23 protein-coding genes are annotated in these 21,495 nt (G+C 72.8%); 13 read left to right on the top strand and 10 right to left on the bottom strand.

The window, feature by feature from the left end; translation table 11 throughout:
* The 7 genes from ADY01_RS15430 to ADY01_RS15400 all read right to left on the bottom strand — a co-directional run.
* The coding region (locus ADY01_RS15430; protein WP_049572569.1) for an alpha-hydroxy acid oxidase at positions 1 to 1,091 on the bottom strand (1,091 nt) is incomplete at its 3' end.
* Positions 1,088 to 1,321 (bottom strand): MbtH family protein, encoded by a 234-nt coding sequence (locus tag ADY01_RS15425; protein WP_049572567.1) that lies wholly within the window; start codon positions 1,319 to 1,321, stop codon positions 1,088 to 1,090. The genes ADY01_RS15430 and ADY01_RS15425, both read right to left, overlap by 4 nt.
* A 126-nt stretch (positions 1,322 to 1,447) precedes the next feature.
* Positions 1,448 to 2,530, bottom strand: a complete 1,083-nt coding sequence (gene hppD, locus ADY01_RS15420; RefSeq protein ID WP_234320245.1) for a 4-hydroxyphenylpyruvate dioxygenase — start codon at positions 2,528 to 2,530, stop codon at positions 1,448 to 1,450.
* 185 nt (positions 2,531 to 2,715) lie between these two features.
* The gene (locus tag ADY01_RS41290) at positions 2,716 to 2,994 is read right to left on the bottom strand and encodes a LysR family transcriptional regulator (protein ID WP_049572565.1); all 279 of its coding nucleotides are present in this window, start codon (positions 2,992 to 2,994) and stop codon (positions 2,716 to 2,718) included.
* Positions 2,995 to 3,439: 445 nt separating this feature from the next.
* Positions 3,440 to 4,288: a response regulator transcription factor gene (locus ADY01_RS15410; RefSeq protein WP_159001225.1), complete on the bottom strand. Its 849-nt coding sequence runs from the start codon at positions 4,286 to 4,288 to the stop codon at positions 3,440 to 3,442.
* Positions 4,289 to 4,462: 174 nt separating this feature from the next.
* Entirely contained in the window at positions 4,463 to 5,248 is a 786-nt protein-coding gene (locus tag ADY01_RS15405) for a response regulator transcription factor (protein ID WP_049572559.1), read from the bottom strand.
* Positions 5,249 to 6,099: 851 nt separating this feature from the next.
* The gene (locus ADY01_RS15400; protein ID WP_049572556.1) at positions 6,100 to 7,155 is read right to left on the bottom strand and encodes a polyprenyl synthetase family protein; all 1,056 of its coding nucleotides are present in this window, start codon (positions 7,153 to 7,155) and stop codon (positions 6,100 to 6,102) included.
* 480 nt (positions 7,156 to 7,635) lie between these two features.
* Between ADY01_RS15400 and ADY01_RS15395 the strand changes: the two genes are divergently transcribed.
* From ADY01_RS15395 to ADY01_RS15330, 13 genes are all read left to right on the top strand, one after another.
* Positions 7,636 to 7,887 carry an acyl carrier protein gene (locus ADY01_RS15395; protein WP_049572553.1) on the top strand — a complete coding sequence of 84 codons (252 nt, stop codon included), beginning with the start codon at positions 7,636 to 7,638 and terminating at the stop codon, positions 7,885 to 7,887.
* Between the two features lie 62 nt (positions 7,888 to 7,949).
* Positions 7,950 to 9,260: a beta-ketoacyl-[acyl-carrier-protein] synthase family protein gene (locus ADY01_RS15390; RefSeq protein ID WP_420715715.1), complete on the top strand. Its 1,311-nt coding sequence runs from the start codon at positions 7,950 to 7,952 to the stop codon at positions 9,258 to 9,260.
* The gene (locus tag ADY01_RS15385; protein ID WP_049572551.1) at positions 9,257 to 10,393 is read left to right on the top strand and encodes a beta-ketoacyl-[acyl-carrier-protein] synthase family protein; all 1,137 of its coding nucleotides are present in this window, start codon (positions 9,257 to 9,259) and stop codon (positions 10,391 to 10,393) included. Before ADY01_RS15390 ends, ADY01_RS15385 begins: the two co-directional genes overlap by 4 nt.
* On the top strand, positions 10,390 to 11,454 hold the full coding sequence (locus ADY01_RS15380) for a beta-ketoacyl synthase N-terminal-like domain-containing protein (protein WP_234320244.1): 1,065 nt from the start codon (positions 10,390 to 10,392) through the stop codon (positions 11,452 to 11,454). The genes ADY01_RS15385 and ADY01_RS15380 overlap by 4 nt, the downstream gene beginning before the upstream one ends.
* Positions 11,444 to 13,447: an alpha/beta fold hydrolase gene (locus tag ADY01_RS41570; RefSeq protein WP_107081737.1), complete on the top strand. Its 2,004-nt coding sequence runs from the start codon at positions 11,444 to 11,446 to the stop codon at positions 13,445 to 13,447. Before ADY01_RS15380 ends, ADY01_RS41570 begins: the two co-directional genes overlap by 11 nt.
* The gene (locus ADY01_RS15365; protein ID WP_049572548.1) at positions 13,444 to 14,568 is read left to right on the top strand and encodes a beta-ketoacyl synthase N-terminal-like domain-containing protein; all 1,125 of its coding nucleotides are present in this window, start codon (positions 13,444 to 13,446) and stop codon (positions 14,566 to 14,568) included. The genes ADY01_RS41570 and ADY01_RS15365 overlap by 4 nt, the downstream gene beginning before the upstream one ends.
* 140 nt (positions 14,569 to 14,708) lie before the next feature.
* Entirely contained in the window at positions 14,709 to 15,188 is a 480-nt protein-coding gene (locus ADY01_RS15360; RefSeq protein ID WP_053170866.1) for a hypothetical protein, read from the top strand.
* On the top strand, positions 15,185 to 15,736 hold the full coding sequence (locus ADY01_RS15355; RefSeq protein WP_063784240.1) for a 3-hydroxyacyl-ACP dehydratase FabZ family protein: 552 nt from the start codon (positions 15,185 to 15,187) through the stop codon (positions 15,734 to 15,736). Before ADY01_RS15360 ends, ADY01_RS15355 begins: the two co-directional genes overlap by 4 nt.
* Positions 15,736 to 16,497 carry a 3-oxoacyl-[acyl-carrier-protein] reductase gene (fabG, locus tag ADY01_RS15350; protein ID WP_049572545.1) on the top strand — a complete coding sequence of 254 codons (762 nt, stop codon included), beginning with the start codon at positions 15,736 to 15,738 and terminating at the stop codon, positions 16,495 to 16,497. The genes ADY01_RS15355 and fabG overlap by 1 nt, the downstream gene beginning before the upstream one ends.
* Positions 16,498 to 16,523: 26 nt before the next feature.
* Positions 16,524 to 17,228: a 2-hydroxychromene-2-carboxylate isomerase gene (locus ADY01_RS15345; protein WP_049572542.1), complete on the top strand. Its 705-nt coding sequence runs from the start codon at positions 16,524 to 16,526 to the stop codon at positions 17,226 to 17,228.
* Between the two features lie 253 nt (positions 17,229 to 17,481).
* On the top strand, positions 17,482 to 18,468 hold the full coding sequence (gene dhaK, locus ADY01_RS15340) for a dihydroxyacetone kinase subunit DhaK (protein WP_199826239.1): 987 nt from the start codon (positions 17,482 to 17,484) through the stop codon (positions 18,466 to 18,468).
* Between the two features lie 53 nt (positions 18,469 to 18,521).
* Positions 18,522 to 19,085, top strand: coding sequence for a dihydroxyacetone kinase subunit DhaL (gene dhaL / locus ADY01_RS15335; protein WP_049572572.1), 564 nt, complete (start codon positions 18,522 to 18,524; stop codon positions 19,083 to 19,085).
* The gene (locus tag ADY01_RS15330) at positions 19,078 to 19,491 is read left to right on the top strand and encodes a PTS-dependent dihydroxyacetone kinase phosphotransferase subunit DhaM (protein ID WP_049572534.1); all 414 of its coding nucleotides are present in this window, start codon (positions 19,078 to 19,080) and stop codon (positions 19,489 to 19,491) included. The genes dhaL and ADY01_RS15330 overlap by 8 nt, the downstream gene beginning before the upstream one ends.
* Positions 19,492 to 19,506: 15 nt before the next feature.
* On the opposite strand, the gene ADY01_RS15325 is transcribed toward ADY01_RS15330, so the two are convergent.
* The 3 genes from ADY01_RS15325 to ADY01_RS15315 all read right to left on the bottom strand — a co-directional run.
* Positions 19,507 to 19,998, bottom strand: a complete 492-nt coding sequence (locus ADY01_RS15325; protein WP_049572530.1) for an NUDIX hydrolase — start codon at positions 19,996 to 19,998, stop codon at positions 19,507 to 19,509.
* A 9-nt stretch (positions 19,999 to 20,007) separates the two neighbouring features.
* Positions 20,008 to 20,787, bottom strand: a complete 780-nt coding sequence (locus tag ADY01_RS15320; protein WP_049572528.1) for a glutamate racemase — start codon at positions 20,785 to 20,787, stop codon at positions 20,008 to 20,010.
* A partial coding sequence (locus ADY01_RS15315; RefSeq protein ID WP_049572527.1) for a Tellurium resistance occupies positions 20,784 to 21,495 on the bottom strand: 712 nt, incomplete at its 5' end. The genes ADY01_RS15315 and ADY01_RS15320, both read right to left, overlap by 4 nt.

The following is a 21,495-nucleotide window of genomic DNA, read 5'->3' as shown; positions in this document are numbered from 1 at the left end:
GATGGAAGCGCGCCGACCAGCGCCGGACCCGCGTGGGCGGGCGACCGCGTGCCCGTCAGCACCATCGCCTCGCGCAGCTCCTCGGTGACGATGTCCAAGACCCGGGCAACGCCCTCCCGCCCGTCCACGGCCAGGCCGTGGAGCACCGGGCGGCCCAGCAGCACCGCGTCGGCGCCCAGGGCGAGGGCGGCCAGGACGTCGGCGCCGCGGCGCACCCCGCCGTCGAGCAGGACCGGGCAGCGGCCCGCGACCGCGGCGGAGACCTCGGCGAGCGCCTCCAGCGTCGCCGGCGCGCCGTCCAGCTGCCGGCCGCCGTGGTTGGAGACCACGACGCCGTCCACGCCGGCCCGGAGGGCGAGCGCGGCGTCCTCCCCGGTCAGGATCCCCTTCAGCAGGATCGGCAGGTCGCTGACCGAGCGCAGCCACGGGATGACCGACCAGTCGAGGGCCGGGTCGAGGGCGGTGCGCGAGTGGTCCGCGGGCGAGGCGTACCCCTCGGGCACGCCCGGAAGGTTGGCGGGCGCGACCGCGGGCGGCAGCCGGAAGCCGTTGCGCAGGTCGCGCCGCCGCGTGCCGAGCCGGGGGGTGTCGACGGTGAGGACCAGCGCCTCGAAGCCCGCGCGCTCGGCGCGCTCGATCAGCCCCTGGGTCACCGAGCGGTCGCGGAAGCAGTAGACCTGGAGCCACAGGGGCGCGGTCGCGGCGGCGGCCAGCTCCTCGAAGGTCTTCCCGGCGAAGGTGCTCACCACGACCGTGGCCCCGGCCGCCCCGGCGGCGCGGACCGTGGCCGTCTCGCCGTCCGGGTGCACCATGGTGTGGTAGGCCAGGGGCGCCACGGCGAGCGGGGCCGCCCATCGGCGGCCGAGGATCTCGGTGGCGGTGTCCGCCTCGCTCACCCCGGACAGCACGCGGGGACGCAGCCGCGTCCGCTCGAACGCCCCGAGGTTAGCGGCGAGGGCGCGCTCGTCCCCGGCCCCGCCGTCGATGAAGTCGCGGACGGCGGGGTCGAGCACGGCCCGCGCCTGGGCGGCGTAGTCGCCCAGCGTCAGCGCCCGCCGGGCCGCGCTCCCCGGCTGATCCTCTTCGGTCATCGTGACGCGGAGGGGGATCCGGCGTCGTTCATCGCCGCGATCAGGCTCTTGGGACGCATGTCGGTCCAGTTCTGCTCGACATAGTCGAGGCACGCCTGGCGGCTGTCGGGGCCGTGGGCCGTCGTCCAGCCGACCGGGACCTCGGCGAAGTCCGGCCACAGGGAGTGCTGGCCCTCGTCGTTCACCAGCACCAGGTAGGTGGCGTCGGCGTCCTCGAACGGGTTCGTCATGGAATCTCACCTTTTCTGTGACACAGGGGTGGGCGGCACGTCGGCATCGGGCCGGCGTCCGGCGTCGGGCAGCGGCCGACGGGGTGCGGGCAACGGGTGCGGGGAGCGGGCCCCGGTCCCGGGCCGCTACGGTCGGCGCTCCTCCTGGGCGCGGTAGAGCTCGACCGCCTCGTAGAGGGCCTTGATGTTGCCGCTGCCGAAGGTCTTGGCACCGGCCCGCTCTATGACCTCGAAGAAGTAGGTGGACCTGGGGTGGGTGGACCGGGCGAAGATCTGGAACAGCTGCCCGTCGTGGTCCTCGTCCACCAGGACGTTCAGGCGGCGCAGCTCGTCCACCGTGTGTCGGGCCGTCTGGATGCGGCGGGTCAGCAGGTCGTAGTACGTGCCCGGCGTGGACAGGAACGCGACGTCCCGGCGGCCGAGTTCGGCGACGGACGCGACGATGTCCTCGGTCGTCATGGCCACATGCTGAACGCCGGACCCGCCGTGGTTCTTGAGGAACTCGTCGATCTGCCCCGACTCGCGGCTGAGGTCGGGCTCGATGACGGTGAAGGTCACCAGGCCCGAAGCGCTCTGCACCACCTTTGAGTTCATCGCCTGGGCGCCGACGACGATCCGCTCCTCGAAGATCAGGCTAAAGTCGAAGACCTCGCCGTAGAAGTCCACCACCGGGTCGAGGCGCCCGCCCTCGACGCAGATCGCGAAGTGGTCGACCTGCCGCAGGCCGACGTCCTCCGTGGCTCCCAGGTCCGCGGACGAGGCGAAGCCGGGCAGCGCGTGGCGGGCCGCGCGGGGCGGCCGCTGAAGGAAGGTGTGCACCACATCGCCGAAGCCCATGACCGAGGCCGAGACGAAGCCGTCCCGCTCCACCGGCTCGGTGACAGGGACCGCCCCGCGCCCGACGGCCTCGGCGAAGGCGGCCCGCGCGTCGGCCGTACCCATGCCGATGTTGGCGACCCCGTCCCCGTGCAGTCCGAGGTACGCGGTGCCCGGGTGATCGTCCATCAGCGGCTCGGTCAGGACGAACAGGATGTCCGTCGACGCCAGCGCGTAGGAGACGGCGGTCCCGGGGACGCGGTCGACGCCCACCGGGCGCAGACCGTAACGGTGCGACAGCGTCGCGGCCTTCGACTCGACATCGCTGACGTACATCTCGACGTGGTCAACGGTGAGATCGGCGAACGGCCTGCTCGTACGGTCACGGCTCAAGAGGACCCCTCCTCGTCATCGGGGCAGTGCGCGCACCCGTCGCCATGTCCGTCGTCCGCGGTAAACAGGGCACCGGACCGGCGAGCCTGGGTTCGCTCCTGCCGACCATGCGCCCATCCTCGGCCGGAGGCCGAGGCCGTTCACAGTCCACTTTGAAGATTCGAGTGTGACGGTGGGGGGGCGGTTCAGGCCGGCTGGGCTTCCATGGACCGACTCGCCGAAATCTCCTTGATGCTGTCGAGCAGCATGAGGGTGGCCCGCGCCGAGGGGAGAATCATGAGCCCCTCCCGGGTCAGCCGCGCGCCGGAGGAGTTCCGGTCGAAGAGGCGCACGCCGAGGCTCTGTTCCAGACAGCGAATCTGGTAGCTGATGGCCGGTTGGGAGTACCCAAGCGACTCGGCGGCACGGTCCATCCGGCCGTTCTCGGCGATCAGGACAAATGCTCGCAGCTCTCTTTCGTGCACTGTTCCCCCAGTCGTCCTCGCGCGGCCCGAAGTGGTGGCGCGCGGGGCGGCGTGAAAAGCCCGATGAAGTAGCTGAATTAGCGCGCGAAGTGAGCCTATCCACATCGCCGACCTGGGACGTCGCCCTGGGCACGAAGCTGTCAGACCGGGCGGGGGGTGACAGGAAACGGACTGCCTGACCGCGGACAGGCCGCGGACGCCGCCATCCTGCCCGCGGTCGGGCCCGTGTGCCCACCTCGCTTCGAGGAATTGATGGGCAACCGCCTCGTAACATCAACAGTTTGAATCGGGCTGCCGGCCGAGCGCGTCGGTCTGTAGGGTCGGTTGAACAACGAACCAACGAGAGGCAGTGGGGCCGAGACGACAAAGCTTTCGCACGGACCGCCGCCTCCCCGGGGAATCCCGGCACCGGGACGAGGCGGGGCGAGGCGGCGGTCCGTGCGGTTCAGCTCACGGCGTTCCGCGTGCCGTGGCGACGGCGCCTGGGCGTGGCGTCGCCGCCCGGGCAGACGCGGCCGACGTCCTGGTCGGTGGCGACGGGGGGCTGCCCTTCGAGCCTGAGCAGCAGCCCCGCCTCCGCCGCGAGGACGCCCGCCTGGAAGCGCGACTCCGCCCCGAGGAAGGCCATGATGGCGGCAACGTGCCGCCGGTAGGTGCGCACCGACATGTCCAGGTTGCGTGCGGCGATGTCGTCGGTCACACCGCTGCGAAGCCATGAGAGGACCTGGCGAATCGTCTCCGTCCTATGCCCCTCGCTGACCTTCATCAGGGCCGTCGTGGCTGCGGCGCTCACCCAGAGGTTCCCCAGGAAATTCCGGAACGCGCCCACCACTGTGGCGGCCCGGATGACGGACACCGAGGCATCGAACCCCTCGCTGCTGCTCACCAGCACGGTGTGGTCGTTCACCACCAGGGCGTTCACCACGGGGACGCGGGCCAACGCCCGCACCTCGGGAGGGTCGCCCGACTCGGCCACCTCCCCGGTCTCGTCGGTCTCGCCCGTCTCCCCGGCGGTGAACTGCCAGTGGATCGTGGCGGTCGAGCACAGCACGCGCCTCCTGGGACGCGGGCCGGGACCGCGCGACGCCTCGTCGAGAACGGACGTGATGGCCCGGGACCAGCGCGCGTCATCCGTCAGTACCGCGTCGACGGACCACTCCCCTCCTCCGGGAGGGGCCGCCAGCTCGGCCAGCGCCAGCTTCCTCGCCTCGTCAACCGTGATCTCGGTGACCATGAAGTGGCGCGACACACGTTCCCGGTGTTTGACGATCGAGGACTCTAAGAGTTCCCTCACCTGGAGGAGCCCCGCGTCGAAATCATCGCGCCTTCCCGGTCCGCTCTCATCGTCTCCCCTTTCCGCCGGGTTCGCAAAGGGTCTGGAAAAGATGGGTCTTCGGCTCACCGTGTGCCCCCGTTGTATGTCATTCTGAGCTTGGCCTGAGCGTGATGCCGATGAGGTCGTCAAGCCTCACTCAGCGTCTTGTATCAAGCCGAACTCCGCAGCTCTTAAACCGGCCTGGAATCGTGAGGAGGCGTCAAGCATCCGCAAAATCTTGGCCACATGACGTCGGTACGTTCGCAGCGAGATGTTCAGCTCCTCGGCGGCCCGCACATCCGTGTACCCGATGCTCATGAGCTGAAGGATGCTGCGCGAGAAGTCGCTCTGGAGGTGGCCCCCGAACCGCAGGTAGTCGGAGTGCCTGATCGCGCTCCGCCAGGTCCCGGCGAAGAGCACCTCAAGCGCCCTGACCGTGGCGGTATTCGTGATCACATGGATGTCCGGAGCTCCCGCACGGCTCCTCGACCGCACCAGAACCGTTTGGCCGTCCACGATGAGGACCTCGTCCAACTCGCCCCTGGCCACCCGCATTTCACTCTCCGGAAACTGCTGCATCGTCGGGAAGAGCGGCAGTTTGAGGAGGGCCGGGGTGACGAGAAAACGGAGCTCCACCGCGTGGCGGCCGAGCGCGGCCCGTCGCCTCAGCGCCGCGACCACGGCATGCGCCTGCTCCGGTTGGCCGTTCAGGGAGATACTCAGGCGATGCCGAGCCTCTTCGACGAGCTCCCCGACTGTGAAGGCGTCGATCGGGAGCGCTCCCTGGTTCTGCCCTGCGGACTCGGACTGACGTGACACAACGGTTGAATCAATCAGGGCAAGGGCCGACAGCAGCGCCTCCTCGACCGGGTCCTCGGGTCCTTTCGCCACAACGGCGGAGAAGGGCATGAACTTCGTGGTCGGATAGTAGTGCTTCAACAGTCTTTCCCCCCCATAAGTACGTGCGGCATTGACGCACCTGGCGCTACGTCAACGACGGCATGACTCATCCCGGCCGACGGCGACACCGGTGGACGAGCAAAGCCGACGCACTTCGCACACGCCAACCCCTACTCATGTCCTCCACCATCGCGCCTACCTTCCTTCGGTGCGCATTCCTCGGTCACCGCGGTCACCCCCACCGGCCGGACGCGCCAATCCCCTGGGGGCCGTACCTGTTCCGCCGACAGTCGAGCGACGTTGGCGTGATTGGCATACGCAAATCGACCCGCGCATGCCCCCCGCCGCCACTTCCCCTCGCTCGGCCCGCGACAATCTTCCGTCTCCCGGTCACGGATCGGTGAGACTTGTGAGCAAGGATAAGCGTGCAACACAAAAAGAGTCAATCATTCCGGACAACACAGAAGTTCCCGTGACCGGCCGTTCCATGGGTAACTCCGGAAGTGCGCATTCCATATGGCGGTAGTCAGACGTTTCCGGCGAACAGGTCACATGCCAACCCCCGCAGATCGCCGTGGACACGCCGCTCACCTGCGGCGACGAGCGGGTTCACGGGAACCCCAGACCTCCGGGGAATCTCGCGTAAAGGCGGGAAAGGAGATGGTTGACCGCGCGGGACGAGTTACCGAATTGTTCGCCGTTGAATCATTCACCTGAAGCCGGCGGGGCTCCGGAGGGTGTTGCGTCCGACCGCGCGACATCGCCCAAGCGCCTGTGAAGTACTGGGGGTACACAACTCCCCTGCCGCGGGCGGAGAGAGCGATATGCTATTCGCATGGCCCGGCCGCACCCCCGGTGCGAAGGATCGGCGCACGGATCCGCGCACCGGGCTAGTGGTCCCGCCGGGCGACGACGTCACAGAGCGCGTCGAGCACCGTGCGGGAAGGCGACCTCGGCAGGGCGGCGAGCGCGGAACGGGCGCGCACCAGGCGCTCCTCCAGCATCGTCCGCGCGGCGTCCATCGCGTCGGACCGGCGCAGCAGGGTCAACGCATGGCGGCGCAGCGAGGGTTGGCCGAGCAGTGCGCGGAACTCCTCGGCGCTCGGCCCCCGGTCGGCGAGCGCCAGCAGGATCGGCAGGGAGGCCACCCCCAGGGCCAGGTCCTTGCCGGGCTCCTTCCCCAGCCGCGTCGGATCGCCGGTGACGTCCAGCAGGTCGTCGGAGATCTGAAAGGCGATGCCCAGATGCGTTCCGTAGTCGCCGACGGCGGCGACGGCGGCCTCGGGAGCGCCCGCCAGGATCGCCCCGAGGCGCAGGGATGTCGAGATCAGCGTGGCGGACTTGCCCGCGGCCACGGTCAGGTAGTGCGAGATCGAGGCCGCGTCCTCCTCAGGCCCGAGCAGTTCGACCAGCTGCCCCGACACCAGGGCCTCGGCGGCCTCCGCGTGCAGGGAGACCGCCGTGAGGCCGAGGCCCGCGGAGATCCACGCGGCCTTGGCCAGAAGCCAGTTGCCGGCCCGCACCGCGTTCGCGTTGCCCCACCGGGCGTTGGCGCTGGCGGACCCGCGGCGGGTCGTCGCCTGGTCGATCACGTCGTCGTGGTAGAGCGAGGCGACGTGGATCATCTCGGCGACCACGGCGGCGTCAATGATGTCGCGGCGCCCGGCCGTTGGCGCCTCCGCGCCGGAACGGTCCGCGCCGGGGCGGTCGGTGCCGAACTCGGCACCCAGGAGAACCAGGAGCGGGCGGAGTCGTTTGGCGGCGTCGGCGAAGAGGTACAGAACCACCTCGGCGACATCGGCGGGCGCCGCGTCGGTGACATACCGCCGGAGGGCCTCCGCGGTGAGGCGCAGGTCGCGCTCCAGCCGGGCGGCCAGCGCCGCGTCGCCTACGGCCAGCTGGGACAGCAGCGGTGGGGAGGGCGTGTGGTGACTCAGCCGAGACATCTCTTCCGCCCCTACCTTCCCAAAGGACTCCTGCGCCGCAGGCACAGCGGTGGCTGTCCGAAGCCTGAGACGCGATACGAACACCGATACGAGGAACGCCGGAGCCCACGCTAGGCGAGGACGGGACGGCCTCACACCAAGGTCGTCATCAAGATGCCAAAAACGCGGCCCCCGTTTCCGCGGCGGCCGGTGCGCCGTCCGCCGGCCGCCGCACCGCGGACGCCACCTTCCCGGTGAGGGCCGCAGCGCGGCGAGGCCGCCGACGGCGTGTGCGGCGTCCGCCATGCGGACGGATGCCCGCTCACGCGCCACCCGATGTCCTGAAGTGACCCCCTTGATCGAGGACTTGGCAGCTTTGTGTAACCGTCCTTGTCCGCCGTTGCGCCCTCCACGTAGGACTGTGACCGTAGCCGACCGCTCACGTCCGGCACTTCCGTCTGAATACGCGTCTGATACCCGGACAAGGAAGGGGAATCCCCCATGACCAGCTCGCACGAGGTGCGCGTTTCCAAGATCAAGGACATCGTCTGCGAAATCCTGGAAATCGAGGAGGACGAGGTCACCGAGACGAGCCTCTTCAAGGAGGAGCACGACGCGGACTCGCTGCGCGCCATTGAGATCCTCGCGGGCCTGGAGAAGGAGTTCTCCATCACCATCGATCAGGCCGAGCTGAGCCGCATGGTTCACCTCAAGGGCGTGTACGAGGTCGTCGCCGAGTCCGCCGGCTGGTAAGGCGCGGATACGACGCGAACGGCCCCAACGGAACGGTGGACTGGGAGGTCTACGTGGCACCAGTGGAGGAACTGGAGCCCGGCGCGGCTTCAGGAGACATACCTGGCTCCCGCAGAGTAGTGATTACCGGGCTCGGCGCCGTGTCGAGCATCGGGATGGGCGCCGAGGAGTTTCTCCGCGGCCTGCGGAAAGGCGCCAGCGGTGCCAGGCCCATCACCGTCTTCGACGTCGACGGCTATGACCACGCGAATGGCTGCGAAATCGCCGACTTCGACCCCGGCCGGTGGGTGCGCCGTCTCGACGCGGACCGGCTGGGCCGGGCCACGCAGTACTCGGTGGCCGCGGCGCGCATGGCCATCGACGACGCCGGACTGGACTCGGACCGGCTGAGGTCCCAGCACGGCCTGATCTCGATCGGCACGACCGACGGGGAGTCCCGCGACCTCGACCACCTGGTGGAGACCGAGCTGCGCTCCGGACCCGAGTCCATGGACGCGCGGGTCGCCGTTCGGGTCCCGGCCGGGCGGCTGTCGGCCGCCATCGCCGAGGAGTTCGACCTGTCCGACGTCGAGGCCGTGACCATCCCCACCGCATGCGCCGCGGGCAACTACGCCATCGGCTACGGATTCGACGCCGTCCGCGCGGGCGAAGTCGAGTTCGCGCTGTGCGGCGGCGCGGACGCCATGTGCCGCAAGACCTTCTCCGGCTTCTACCGGGTGGGCACCATCGCTCCCGACCTGTGCCGGCCGTTCGACGTGAACCGCAAGGGCATCCTCACCGGCGAGGGCGCGGGCGTGCTCGTCCTGGAATCCCTGGAGTCCGCCGTCGCCCGAGGCGCCAGGATCTACGCCGAGGTGCTCGGCTACGGGCTCAACTGCGACGCCTACCACCAGGTCGCCCCGAACCAGGACAGCGTGGCCGAGTGCATGCGGCTGGCCCTGGAGGACGCCGGGGTCAAGAGCGACCAGGTGGACCTGATCTCCGCCCACGGCACCGGGACCAGGGCGAACGACGTCACCGAGGCCCGCGCCATCCGCGACGTCTTCGGCGACCGCGCGCCCCGGACCATCTCGGTGAAGTCGATGATCGGCCACACCATGGGCGCGGCCAGCGCGCTCTCCGCGATCGCCTGCTCCCTGGCCATCACCAACCGGTTCATCCCGCCGACGATCAACCACTCCGAGACCGACCCCGAGTGCGACGTCGACTGCGTTCCCAACCAGGCCATCGAGGCCGACCTGCGGATCGTGCAGAACAACGGGCTCGCCTTCGGCGGCAACAACGCGGTGGTGCTGCTCGGCAGATACGACGGCGACCACGCCGGAGCACGCGCTGCGGACCACACGGCGGCCTACGCCGGGGAGCCGTCATGACGTGGACCGTCACCGGCATGGGCGCGGTCTCCAGCGTGGGCCGCGGCGTCGAGGACACCTTCGCCGCGCTGTGCCGGGGCGTCTCCGGCGTCGCCGAGCTGCGCGGCTTCGACCCCAGCCTCTTCAGCGCCAGGCACGCCTACGAGGTGGACGACCGCCCGGCCCCCGGCACCGACGTCGCCGGGCGTGCCACGGCCCTGCTGCTCGACGCGGTCCGGCAGGCCGCCCGCGACGCGGGGCTGGACGAGAACGACCTCGCCGAGGTCCCCGTGCTCGTCGGCACCGGGCTCCGTGAGCTGCGCTCGCTCGAGCTCTGGTGGCGCCACGGCGCCGAACTCACCGGCGAGGAACTGCACTTCGGCAGGGCCCTGCGCGAGCGGTGCGGTGCGGAGGCCACCTACACCTTCTCCAACGCCTGCTCGGCCGCGCTGTACACGCTGGCGCTCGGCACCGACCTCCTGGAGCAGCGTTCCGCGGACACCGTGATCGTGGCGGGTGTCGACGTGCTGACCGAGAGCATGTACGGCCTGCTGGAGCGGGTGCAGCCGGTGCCGCCGGAGCGGGTGCGGCCCTTCGACCGCAACCGGGCCGGGGTGCTGATGGGCGAGGGAGCCGCTGCCGTGGTGGTGCGCCGCTCCGAAAACGCCGGCCCTGGCCACGGCCTCGTCCGCGGCGTGGCGGTCAACTGCGACGCCCACCACGTCACCGCGCCCCACCCGGCGGGCATCGCCGAGGCCATCCGCGCGGCCCACTCCCGTTCGGGCATCAAGCCGGAGGACGTCGACCTGATCATGCTGCACGGCACCGGAACGCTCCTGAACGACGAGGCCGAGGCCCTCGCGCTCGGGGAGGTCTTCGGCGGGGCCGTGGACAGGCCGCTGATGACCGCCATCAAGTCGATGACCGGCCACACCTCGGGCGCCTCGGGCATGCTCGGCCTGGTGGCCGCGCTCTGCGCGCTGCGCACGGGGACCGTGCCGCCCACCATCGGGCTGCACGACCCGGTGGACGAGGCGTCCTCGTTCCGGTTCGTGACCGGCGAGGCGGCCCACCGGCCCATTACGCTGGCCCAGTTGAACGCCTTCGGGTTCGGCGGCGTCAACGCCGTGGCGATCGTGGAGGCCGTACCGTGACCACCGCCCCGACGGCCGCCGCCCCTTCGTTGACCGCGCCCCCGTCCACCTCCGTGCTGCTGACCGGCGTCGGACTCGCGGTGGCCGGCGTCGAGACCCCAGGGATGCTGCTCGACCCGCCCCCCACCGACCCTCCCGCGGTCGACCCGCGCGCCAGGCTCGGGAAGAAGGGCCTGCGGTACAAGGACCGCGCCACGCAACTCGCCTACTGCGCCGCCGCCGACGCCCTCGCCGCGGCCCGCCTGCTCGACGAGGACGGCGCCCTGACGGTGCCGGGCGACTCGATCGGCGTGGTGGCCAGCTCCAACTTCGGCAACGTCGACACCGTCTGCCGCGCCGTGGACGTCATCGCCAAGGAGACCGCCGCTGCGGGCAGCCCGATGGACCTGCCCAACGCCTCGAGCAATGTCGTGGCGTCCTCCGTGGCCATCCGGTTCGGCCTGCGCGGTCCCAACCTGATGCTCTGCAACGGCGCCACCTCGGGGCTCGACGCGGTCCACTGGGCCGCGGGCCTCGTCCGCGCCGGTCGCGCCCCGCGGGTCCTGGTGCTCGGCGTGGAGCCGGACAACGCGCACGTGCGCGCCCTGCTCGGCGGTGTTCCCGCGTTCGACGGCGCCGGCGCCCTGCTGATCGAGGACGCCTCGGCCACCGCCGAGCGCGGCGCCACCGCCCTCGCCGGGCTCGGCGGGTACGCCCGCGGCGGCGGCGTCGTCCGCTTGCTGAACCGGCTCGCGGAGCACGCGGATTCGGCCGCAGCCATGTGGCTGCCGCCCGAGACCGCGGGTGCCGGTGCCACCGACCCCGGCAGCAGCGGCAGCGGCAGCGGCACCCTCGACGACCCGCTGCCCGGCGTGCCCCGGCAGGGCCTGCGCGCGGTGCACGGCGTCGCCTCCGGCGCACTCGGCGTGCTCCAGTGCGCCGCCGCGGCGGGCTGGTTCGCCCGCGGCGGGCCCGGCCCGGTGTACGCCGTGTCGGGAGGCGGCCCCGCCGACGACGCCGGGGCGGCCCTGGCCCTGCACGCGCCGACGGCGGCGGAGGGTTTCCGACGCCATGGCCGGTAACACCATCACCCCCGTCGACGCGGCCGGCGCGGAAGCCGCAGCCGCAGCCGCAGCCACTGCCACGACCGAGCGGCCGGTGGCCCTGCGCCGGTACCACCGCGGCGATCAACGGGCGGGACGCGTGCTGCTGCTGCACGGCCTGGCCAATAGCGGCAGCATCTGGGACGCCTGCGTGACCCGCTCCCCCGCCCTCCGCGACCACGAGGTGTGGACCGCCGACCTCCCCTGGTCCGGCGCGGGCATCGCCGCGTGGGGCGCGCGCGGCGACCTGGTCCCGCACCTCGGCGACGCCCTCGCCGGGGTGCCGGGAGGGGTCGGTACCGTGGTCGGCCACTCGATGTCGGCGAACGCGCTGCTCGAATTCCTCAGCCGCGCGCTGGCGGCGGGCGAGGACCCGTTCGCCCGGTACGGCATCGACCGGCTGGTGCTGGTCTCGCCCTTCTACCGGCGGGCTCCCGAGCACTTCTCCTGGGACAACCTGGCGAGCTCGGTCGCCGACTTCGGCCCGCTGATGGCCGACGGCATCCGCGCGCACGCCGACGGGCGCCTGACCGAGCCCACCGTGCGGGAGATGGCCGAACGGGTCCGCGACCGCGTGGGCCCCTACGGCTGGATGCGGTTCTTCGAGATCTACCTGCGAACCCCCTGGCTGCGGCTGCGCGCCATGGCCGTGCCCACCCTGATCGTCGCGGGCGCGCGCGACACCACCGCGCCGCTTCGGGAGAGCAGGGCCCTGGCCGCCGACCTGCCCCAGGCCGAGTTGCGCGTCCTGGCGGACTGCGGGCACTTCCTGATGATCGAGCGGCCGGAGCCGTTCGCTGCCGTCATCGGCCGGTTCATCACCACGACCCGGACCGCCCGCGCGTTAATCCGCCGGCGGCCCCGACCCGATCCTGGAGCACACCCCATGGCAACCGAAACCTCTGCCCCGAAGGCGGCTGCGCTGCGGCCGGTCACCGAGACGGCGGTGAAGGCACTCCTCACCCAAGCGACCGCGGCGCCGCTGCGCCCGCGCTACGAGGGCGCCAACATCTGCACCTGGATCGGCTTCAAACACATCAACTACCTGGTCGAGGAGGCGATCCTGGACCACTTCCGGCAGGCCGGGCTCTCCAGCCGCCTCCTGCACGTCCAGCACGGGCTCGGCGTCGACGTCGTCGATCTCGACACCAGGATCCTGCACGCCCTCCTCCTGGACGAGACGGTGGTCGCCCACGTCACCCCCGTCACCGGCGACGACGACTCCCACCTGACCTTCAGGGTGGTGATGCGGGCCGACCGCGACGGCCACGCCGCCAAGGCCGTCACCGCCAAGGCCCGGGTGGTGCTGCGCACCGACACCTACACCGAGGCGGCGCCCGAGCCGCCCGCGGCGCTGGCCCGCTTCGTCACCGGCCGCATCGGCCTCCCCCAGGACGGCCCCTCGGGACCGGCCCCGGAGACCCTGGCGGCGGACGCCGGCGCGGCCGAGGGGGCCGGCCGTTCCGCCAACGCCGCCGACCCGGTCCTCGACCTGCTGACCGCGGGCCGCAACGCCTACGGCTGGAGGCGGCGGATCGGCTACCCCTCCTGCCACTTCTCCGAGCGCCTCCAGATGTCCGGCTACCTGCGGCAGCTCGAGGAGGTCGTCGACCTCTTCCTCGCCGACCGGGGAATCTCGGTGAAGTCGCTGCTGGACGAGCACCGCTGGATCCCGGCCGTGCCGCACTCGCGGATCCGGATCCTGGACGAGGCGCTGATGGAGGAGGACCTCTACACCGTCTTCACGGTCGAGGACGTCTTCAAGGACCTCACCTACACGTCGCGAATGGACTGCTACGTCGTCAGGGACGGGCGGCTGCTGCGGACCGCGACCGGCAAGATCACCCACGGCTACGCACGGGTGGCCGGGCGCGCCGCCTGGCACCTGGTCCCCTTCGACGAACGGGTGGCCCGCGCGCTCCGCGGCGAAAGCGGCGAGGACGGCGGCATGGGCGGAACGGAGACGGCATGAGTGCCACCGCCACCGCCACCGCCACCGGCCGGCCGGTCATCACGGCCTGGACCGCGATATCTCCCTTCGGCATCGGGTCACGCGCCTTCGCCGACGGCCTGCGGGACGGCCGCCCGACCGTCGCGCCGCTCGACCAGGACACGTGGCAGGCCGCCACCGACTCCGCCTGCCTGGTGCCCGACTTCGACGTCCGGGCGGTGCTGGGCAAGAAGGGCACCCGTTCGATGGACCGCGTCACCGGACTCGCGGTCGCGGCGGTGAGCTCCCTGCTCGACGGCGCCCCGTGCCACCGCGAGGTCGCCACCGGCCCCCGGGCGGCACTGGTCCTGGGCACCACCACCGGCAGCGTGCAGAGCCAGATGGACTTCACCCGGGACTCGTTCACCAACGAGAAGCCGTACTTCGTGGACCCGGCGCGTTTCCCCAACGCGGTGATGAACTGCGCGGCCGGGCAGAGCGCCATCTGGCACCAGCTCAAGGGCCCCAACACCACCATCGCGGGCGGCCGGGCCGCGGGGCTCTACGCGTTGAACTACTCCCGCATGCTCGTCGCCTTCGGCAGGGCGCGCACCGTGCTGTGCGGCGCGGTCGAGGAGTTCTCCCACGCCAGGTCGTGGCTGGAGCGCCACGCCCAGGCCCAGGCGCCAGAACCCGCCGCCGAGGCGGTGCCGATGGGCGAGGGCTGCGGACTGCTGCTGATCGAGCGGGCGAGCGGCGGGCGCGGCGGGGACCAGCGGGTCCTCGCCGAGGTGCTCGCCACCGAACTCGCCGTCGCGACCGGCGACGAGGTGCGCGCCACGCTCACCCGCTGCCTGCGGCGCGCGTTGACCCGGTCCGGGGTACGCCAGGAGGAGATCTGGGCGGTGTCCACGAGTGAGTCCTTCGGCACCGCCGGAGCCGCCGAGCGGACGGCGCTGGCGGAGGTCGTCGGGGAGGCGGCGCCGGTCCGGCTCTCCCACGCCGCGCTGATCGGGGACGCCGGGGCCGCCACGGCCACGTTCCAGATCGCCGGGGTGCTGGCCGCGGCGGAACGCGACGGCGACGCCGCCGGGCGCGCGGCGGTCATCACGTCGGTGGACCGGGACGGCGCCGTCGGCTGCGCCGTCTTCCGGCTCCGCTGACCGACGCCCCTGACCGAAGGACGGCGGTCAACGGACCGCAGGCCGCGGGCCGTTGACCTGCGGACCGCGGGCGCACCAACCCGGGGCGCAGGGACCACCGATGACGGAACCCACCGGAGACCCAACGGAAGGCACGCGCGATGGCGAGCACCCCCACGGAAGTGCGGGACACGGCAGATCTGGACACGGCGCGGCGGCGCCGGACGACGCCCCCGGGCGCCGGGCTGCGCACGCCGGTGGCGGCGGAGGTGACGGTCCTCCGTCCGGCGGCGGCGGACGGGGATGGAACGCTGCGCGCCGCCACGACCGTGGTGATCGACGAGCGGGAGCCGGTGTTCCCCGGGCACTACCCGGGGCTGCCGATCTTCCCGGGGGTGTGCGTGATCGAGTGCGTGCATCTGAGCTGCCTCGCCGCCACCCCGCCCGGCGCCGGGCGACAGGCCCTCGAGGCGGTGGAGTCGGCCCGTTTCCTCAGCCCGGTCTTCCCCGGCGACCGGCTGGACATCGACCTGGTCTGGTCCGGGGAGCCACCGGCGCTCCGCTCCACCGCCCGGGTCCGCACCGCGCGCGGCGAGGCGGCGCGAGTGCGCGTCCGCTTCCGGCCGCTGGAGGCGTCATGACGGGCGTGGCCGGGCAAGCCGAGATCCGCCGGGCGCTGCCGCACCGGTTCCCCATGCTCCTGGTGGACCGGGTGCTGGACATCGTCCCCGGCGAGCGGATCACCGCGCTCAAGGCCGTCACCTGCAACGAGCCGTGGTACGCCGAGATGGGCGCGGACGCGCCGCCGGAGTCCTACGCCTACCCCAGGATGCTGCTGACCGAGTCGTGGTGCCAGTCCGCGGGCGTGCTGGCCACCTGGACCTCCCCCGGGCTGCTCGACGGGAGGGTGATGCTCTTCGGCGGCATCTCCGACGTCGTCCACCTCCGCCCCGTGCTGCCAGGCGACGTGGTGCGGCACGAGGCCCGCGTCACCCGCGACCTGGGCGACACGGTGCTCATCGAGGGCGAGAGCCTCGTGGCCGACGAGCCGGTGATGACCGTGGCGCGCGCGTCGTTGGCGTTCCGCCCGGCCGAGCACCTGCGAGCCGAGCGCCCAGGGACCGAACTCCCGGGGGCCGAACACCGACAAGCCGCCGGCGTGGGCCGACGGTTGGGCGAGGAGAACTGATGACGCAGCAGCACAGCACGGCTGACGGGAGCCGGGTCGCGGTGATCACCGGCGGCACGCGCGGCATCGGCAGGGCGACGGTCCAGAGGCTCGCGCGAGACGGCTTCGACGTGGCCTTCTGCTACCAGTCCAACGAGGAGGCCGCGCTGACGCTGTCCAAGGAGGTGGCGGAGCTGGGCGTGCGGGTCCTCGCGCGGCAGGCCGACGTCACCGACCGCGGCGCGGTCCGCGCGTTCGTCGAGGAGGTCGAGGAGCAGCTCGGCCCGGTCGGCCTGGCGGTCACCTCCGCGGGCATCACCCGGGACAATCCGCTGCTGATGATGACCGACGAGGAGTGGCACGAGGTCCTCGACACCAACCTCGACGGCGTCTACCACCTGTGCCGCTCGGTGGTGTTCTCGATGATGAAGCACCGGGCCGGGGTCATCGTCAACATCTCCTCCGTCGCGGGCGTCTACGGCCAGGCCACGCAGACCAACTACTCCGCCTCCAAGGCGGGGATCATCGGCTTCTCGCGCGCGCTCGCCAAGGAGGTGGCCCGCTACGGGATCCGCGTGAACGTGGTCGCCCCCGGGTTCATCGAGACGGACATGACCTCGTCGCTGAACGAGGCGGCCAGGGCCAAGGCGCTCGCGTCCGTGCCCCTGGGACGGCTGGGCCGGGCCGAGGAGGTGGCCGACCTGGTCTCCTACCTGGCCTCGGACCGGGCCGGGTATGTCACCGGGGCGGTCATGCAGATCGACGGCGGAATCACCATCTAGTCCTTCCCCACCCTCAGGAGGTCGCTGTGGCCGTCAAGCCGCCACGCTGGTACTTCTCGCTGCGCAGCCCGTACTCGTGGCTCGCCTTCCGCGAACTGACCGAGCGGTACCCCGACGTGGCCGCCCGGATCGAGTGGCGCCCCTACTGGGAGCCCGATCCGGAGAACGAGCGGGCGCTGAGCGGCGAGGGGACCCAGCTCCCCTACGTTCCCATGTCGAAGGAGAAGCACCTCTACATCCTTCAGGACGTGAAGCGCCTGACCCGGGCCCGCGGGCTGACCATCGCCTGGCCCATCGACACCGCGCCGCGGTGGGAGGTCTCCCACCTGCCCTACCTGCTCGCCGCGGACGAGGGGAAGGGAGTCGCGTATGTGCGGGAGGTGTACCGGGTCCGCTGGGAGCTCGGCCGGGACGTCTCCGACCCCGCCACCATCGCGGATGTCGCCGTCGCCCTGGGCCTCGACCCCGACCGGCTGGCGGGCGCGGCGGAGGACCGGGAGACCCGGGAGCGCGGGCTGACCGCCCTCCGCGAGGTGGAGCGGGACGGCGTCTTCGGAGTCCCGTTCTTCATCCACCGCAGGGACAAGTTCTGGGGTCTCGACCGGCTGGCCGACTTCGCCGCCACCGTCCGCGCGGGCGGCCCGCCCGCCGCGGAGCCGGCACCCGCCTCCGCTCCGCCGCCGGCCCTCGCCCCGGCGGGCGATGCGGGCCACGCCGGCGGCTGCGGCTGACCGCCCGCCGAACACCCGCCGCGGGGCCGGGGGCGTTCGCCGGCGCGGGCCTTCGAGGCGGCCCGCACGGCCCGGCCTCCGCGGCTCGTTCGCCGCACGGAGGCTGCCGACGGCGCCCGTGATCCGTACGCTGGTGACCCGGACGACTCGGCGGAGACCGGACGGCAGGACGGCCGGCCGGGCGCCGGGAGCGGCCGAGGCCGCGAGCGCACCAACCGGGCGCCGCCGATCCTCAGGAGGACTGCCTGTGAAGATGCTGATCAACGGGGCGGAGCGGGTCATCGCCGACGCGCTGCGCGGGATGGCGGAGGCCCACCCGGAGCTGGTGGTGGACGTGGACAACCGCGTGATCGTCCGCCGCGACGCGCCGGTGGCGGGCAAGGTCGGCCTGGTCTCCGGCGGCGGCTCGGGGCACGAGCCGCTGCACGGCGGCTTCGTCGGCCCGGGGATGCTGGACGCCGCCTGCCCCGGCGAGGTGTTCACCTCCCCCGTCCCCGACCAGATGGTGCGGGCGGCGGCGGCCGTGGACAGCGGCGCGGGCGTGCTGTTCATCGTGAAGAACTACACGGGCGACGTGCTGAACTTCGACATGGCGGCCGAGCTCGCCGAGGAGGAGGGCATCCAGGTCGCCAAGGTCCTGGTGCGGGACGACGTGGCGGTGACCGACAGCCTCTTCACCGCGGGCCGCCGCGGCACCGGCGCCACCCTGTTCGTGGAGAAGCTGGCCGGGGCCGCCCCCGAGGAGGGCGCCCCCCTGGACCGGGTGACGGAGGTGGCCCGCAAGGTCGCCGACTGCTCCCGCAGCTTCGGCGTGGCCCTCGGCGCGCCCACCACCCCCGCCAAGGGCAGCCCCACGTTCGACCTGCCGCTGGACGAGCTGGAGCTCGGCATCGGCATCCACGGCGAGCCGGGGCGCGAGCGGCGCGCCACGATGACCGCGGCGGAGATCGCCGAGGCGGCCGTGGACGCCGTGGTGGAGGATCTGCGCCCCTCGGACCCGGTGCTGGTCCTGGTGAACGGGATGGGCGCCACGCCGCTCCTGGAGCTGTACGGATTCGGCGGCGAGGTCGCCCGGGTCCTGCGGGAACGCCGGGTCGCGGTGGCGCGTACGCTCGTCGGCAACTACGTGACGTCGCTGGACATGGCGGGCTGCTCGATCACGCTGTGCGAGGTCGACGAGGAACTGCTGCGGCTGTGGGACGCGCCCGTGAGCACGCCCGGCTTGCGGTGGGGTCGCTGAGAGGAGCGGAAGTGGCCGAGAGGGACGCCGGATTCTTCCGGCGCTGGCTGATCATGGCGGCCGAGGCCGTCGACGCGGACGCGGACCGGCTGACCGGGCTGGACTCCGCGATCGGCGACGCCGACCACGGCAGCAACATGCGCCGCGGGATGCTCGCGGTCGCCGCCGCGCTGGAGAAGGAGCAGCCCGCCACCCCGGGCGCCGTGCTGCTGCTGGCCGGGCGCACGCTGGTCTCCACGGTCGGCGGCGCCTCGGGCCCCCTGTACGGCACGCTGCTGCGGCGGGCGGGCAAGGCGCTCGCCGACGTGGAACGGGCCGACGACGCGGCGGTGCGCGAGGCGCTGGCCATCGGCGTGGACGCGGTGGCGCAGCTCGCGGGCGCGCAGCCGAACGACAAGACGATGCTCGACGCGCTGCGCCCGGCCGTCGAGGCACTGCCCGACTACGCGGCGGCGGCGGACGCGGCGTCGCGCGGCGCGGAGGCCACGGTCCCGCTGCGGGCGCGCAAGGGCAGGGCCAGCTATCTGGGCGAGCGGAGCGTCGGGCACATGGACCCGGGCGCGGCCTCCTCCGCCCTGCTGATCGGCGCGCTCGCCCGGACGGCCGCCGATGAGTGAGGGCAGCGCGCCGGTGGGCATCGTGCTCGTCTCGCACAGCGGGGAGGTCGCCGAGTCCGTGGCGCGCCTGGCCGCGGGGCTGGCCGGGGGCGGCGCGCTGGCGCCGGTGGCCACGGCGGGCGGCACCGCCGACGGGGAGCTGGGCACCAGCTCGGAGCTGATCGCCGACGCGGCCCGGCGGGTCGACCGCGGCGCCGGGGTGGCCGTGATCGCCGACCTGGGCAGCGCCGTCCTCACGGTGCAGGTGATGCTGGCCGAGGGCGAGGAACTGCCGCCCCACACCCGCCTGGTGGACGCGCCCTTCGTGGAGGGGGCGGTGGCCGCGCTGGTCACCGCCTCGGCGGGCGGGGACCTCACGGCCGTGGCCGCCGCGGCGGCCGAGGCCTACACGTTCCGCAAGACCTGACGGCGGCCGGCACCCCTACGCGCCGGGCGGCGTCCAGGCGGCGGGCCGGAACCACGCGGGCCCCTCGGCGGTGGCCAGCTTGATCCGGTTGACCGCGCCCTCCCGCAGCGGCGGCAGGGCGTCGAGCTCGAACCACCCCACCTCCACGGACTCCTCGTCGTTGACGCGGGCCGTGCCGCCCACGGCCCGGCAGCGCAGGCAGACGCTCATGTACTGGCAGAGGTCCTCGTTGGGGTATCGCACCGGCTCCCCGGTCTCCACCAGCACCACCCGCTCGGGGACGCAGTGGACGGCCGTCTCCTCCCACACCTCGCGGACCGCCGCCTCGGCGGGCTGCTCCCCCGGCTCGGGGATGCCGCCCACCAGCGTCCATTCGCCGTTGTCGGCCCGCCGCACGAGCAGCACGCGGCCCTGGTCGTCGAAGACCACGGCGCTCACGCCCGGCAGGAAGAGGAGCCGGTGGCCGATGTCCGTGCGGAGGTCTCGGATGAACTCGGGGGTGCCCATGGGGCGAGCCTATGCCGCGGCCCCGGCGAGGAGGCGACCCTCCGGGTAGCTCAGGGCGGCGTCCGGCAGGGCGGCGCGACGGCCGCTCGCGAACACCGTCAGGCCGCCGGTCGCGGGCGCCTCCGGGCGCGGCCCGGCGCCGACGCGGCGCAGCGCCTGGGCGGCGACGGCCCCGGCCGAGCCGAAGAGCGCGACCGGGGCGCCGGTCACCGAGGCCAGGTGGGCGCGGATCGGCGCCGCGACCAGCTCGTAGTGGGTGCAGCCGAGGACCACGGCGGCGGTGTCGGGCGGCGTCAGCTCGGCGGCGGCCTTGACCGCGGCGCGCACCGCGCCCTCGTCGGCCCGCTCCACGGCCTCGGCGAGGCCGTGGCAGGGCACCTCGGTGGCCCGCGCCCCGGCGGCGAACTCCCCGATCAGGCGCCGCTGGTAGCCGCTGCCCGTGGTCGCTGGGGTGGCCCAGACGGCGAACGGCGCGCCGCCGGCCGCGGCGGGCTTGACGGCGGGCACCGTTCCGATGACGGGTACGGCGGGCTCCAGTTCGGCGCGCAGCGCCGAAAGGGCGTGCACCGAGGCGGTGTTGCAGGCGACGATCAGCGCGTCGGGTCCCTCGGCCGCGGCGGCGCGGGCGCAGGCCAGCGCCCGGGCGGCGATGCCCTCCGGGGTGCGCGGCCCCCAGGGCATGCCGTCGGGGTCCATGGAGAGCACCAGCGAGGCGTCGGGCCGCAGCCGCCGTACGGCGGCCGCGGCGGCCAGCAGGCCCACGCCGGAGTCGACGAGCGCGATCCTCACTTCCGGCCCGGGGTCCACTGCATGCCGAAGCCGTACGCGTAGTCGACGGCGCGCTGCGGGGAGACGCCCCGGTCCGGGACCAGGTACCTGGCCTCGCGGTGGACGACGAGGTTGCCGTTCTCGTTGGTGAGCATCGCCAGGGCGCAGACCGGCGAGGGGACCGTGCACTCGTCGAGGAAGAACTCGACGGGGGCGCCGCGCTCGGGGGTGAGCGTGACGGTGGCGGCGATGTTCTGGAAGCTGGCGGCGCCCGAGTAGATCGTCACGAAGATCACGACGCGCTTGAGCTGGGCCGCGTGGTCGAGGTTGATCGTCAGGTTCTCGCCCTGCGCCACGGCGCCGGTGCGGTCGTCCCCGTCCAGGTGCATGTAGGGCGGCTGGTTGAGGGAGCCGAACGCGTTCCCCAGGGCCTGCACCACGCCCTTGCGGCCGTCGGTGAGCTCGAAGAGGGCGCACAGGTCCAGGTCGAGGCCGCCGCCCATGGCCTTGTTCAGCCGCTCCCGCCAGCCGCCACCGCCCTGCTTCTGGGGGGCGCGCTGCTGCCAGTTGAGGTTGACGTTCATGCGGCCGGAGGTGGCGCCCTGCTTGGCGAGGGAGATCGCCGGGGCCTCCTTGGTCAGCGTGACCTTGCTCAGCCGCACCGGGCCGCCGGAGGGGGCGGGCGCCGCGGGAGCCTGCGGCGCGGAGGGCGGCACCGGGGCCGACGGG

Origin of the sequence: Streptomyces sp. SBT349, assembly GCF_001083795.1 — a bacterium.
In the GTDB taxonomy this organism is placed as follows: domain Bacteria; phylum Actinomycetota; class Actinomycetes; order Streptomycetales; family Streptomycetaceae; genus Streptomyces.
The sequence above is the reverse complement of the archived record's forward strand: the minus strand, read 5'-3'. Positions and strand labels throughout refer to the sequence as shown.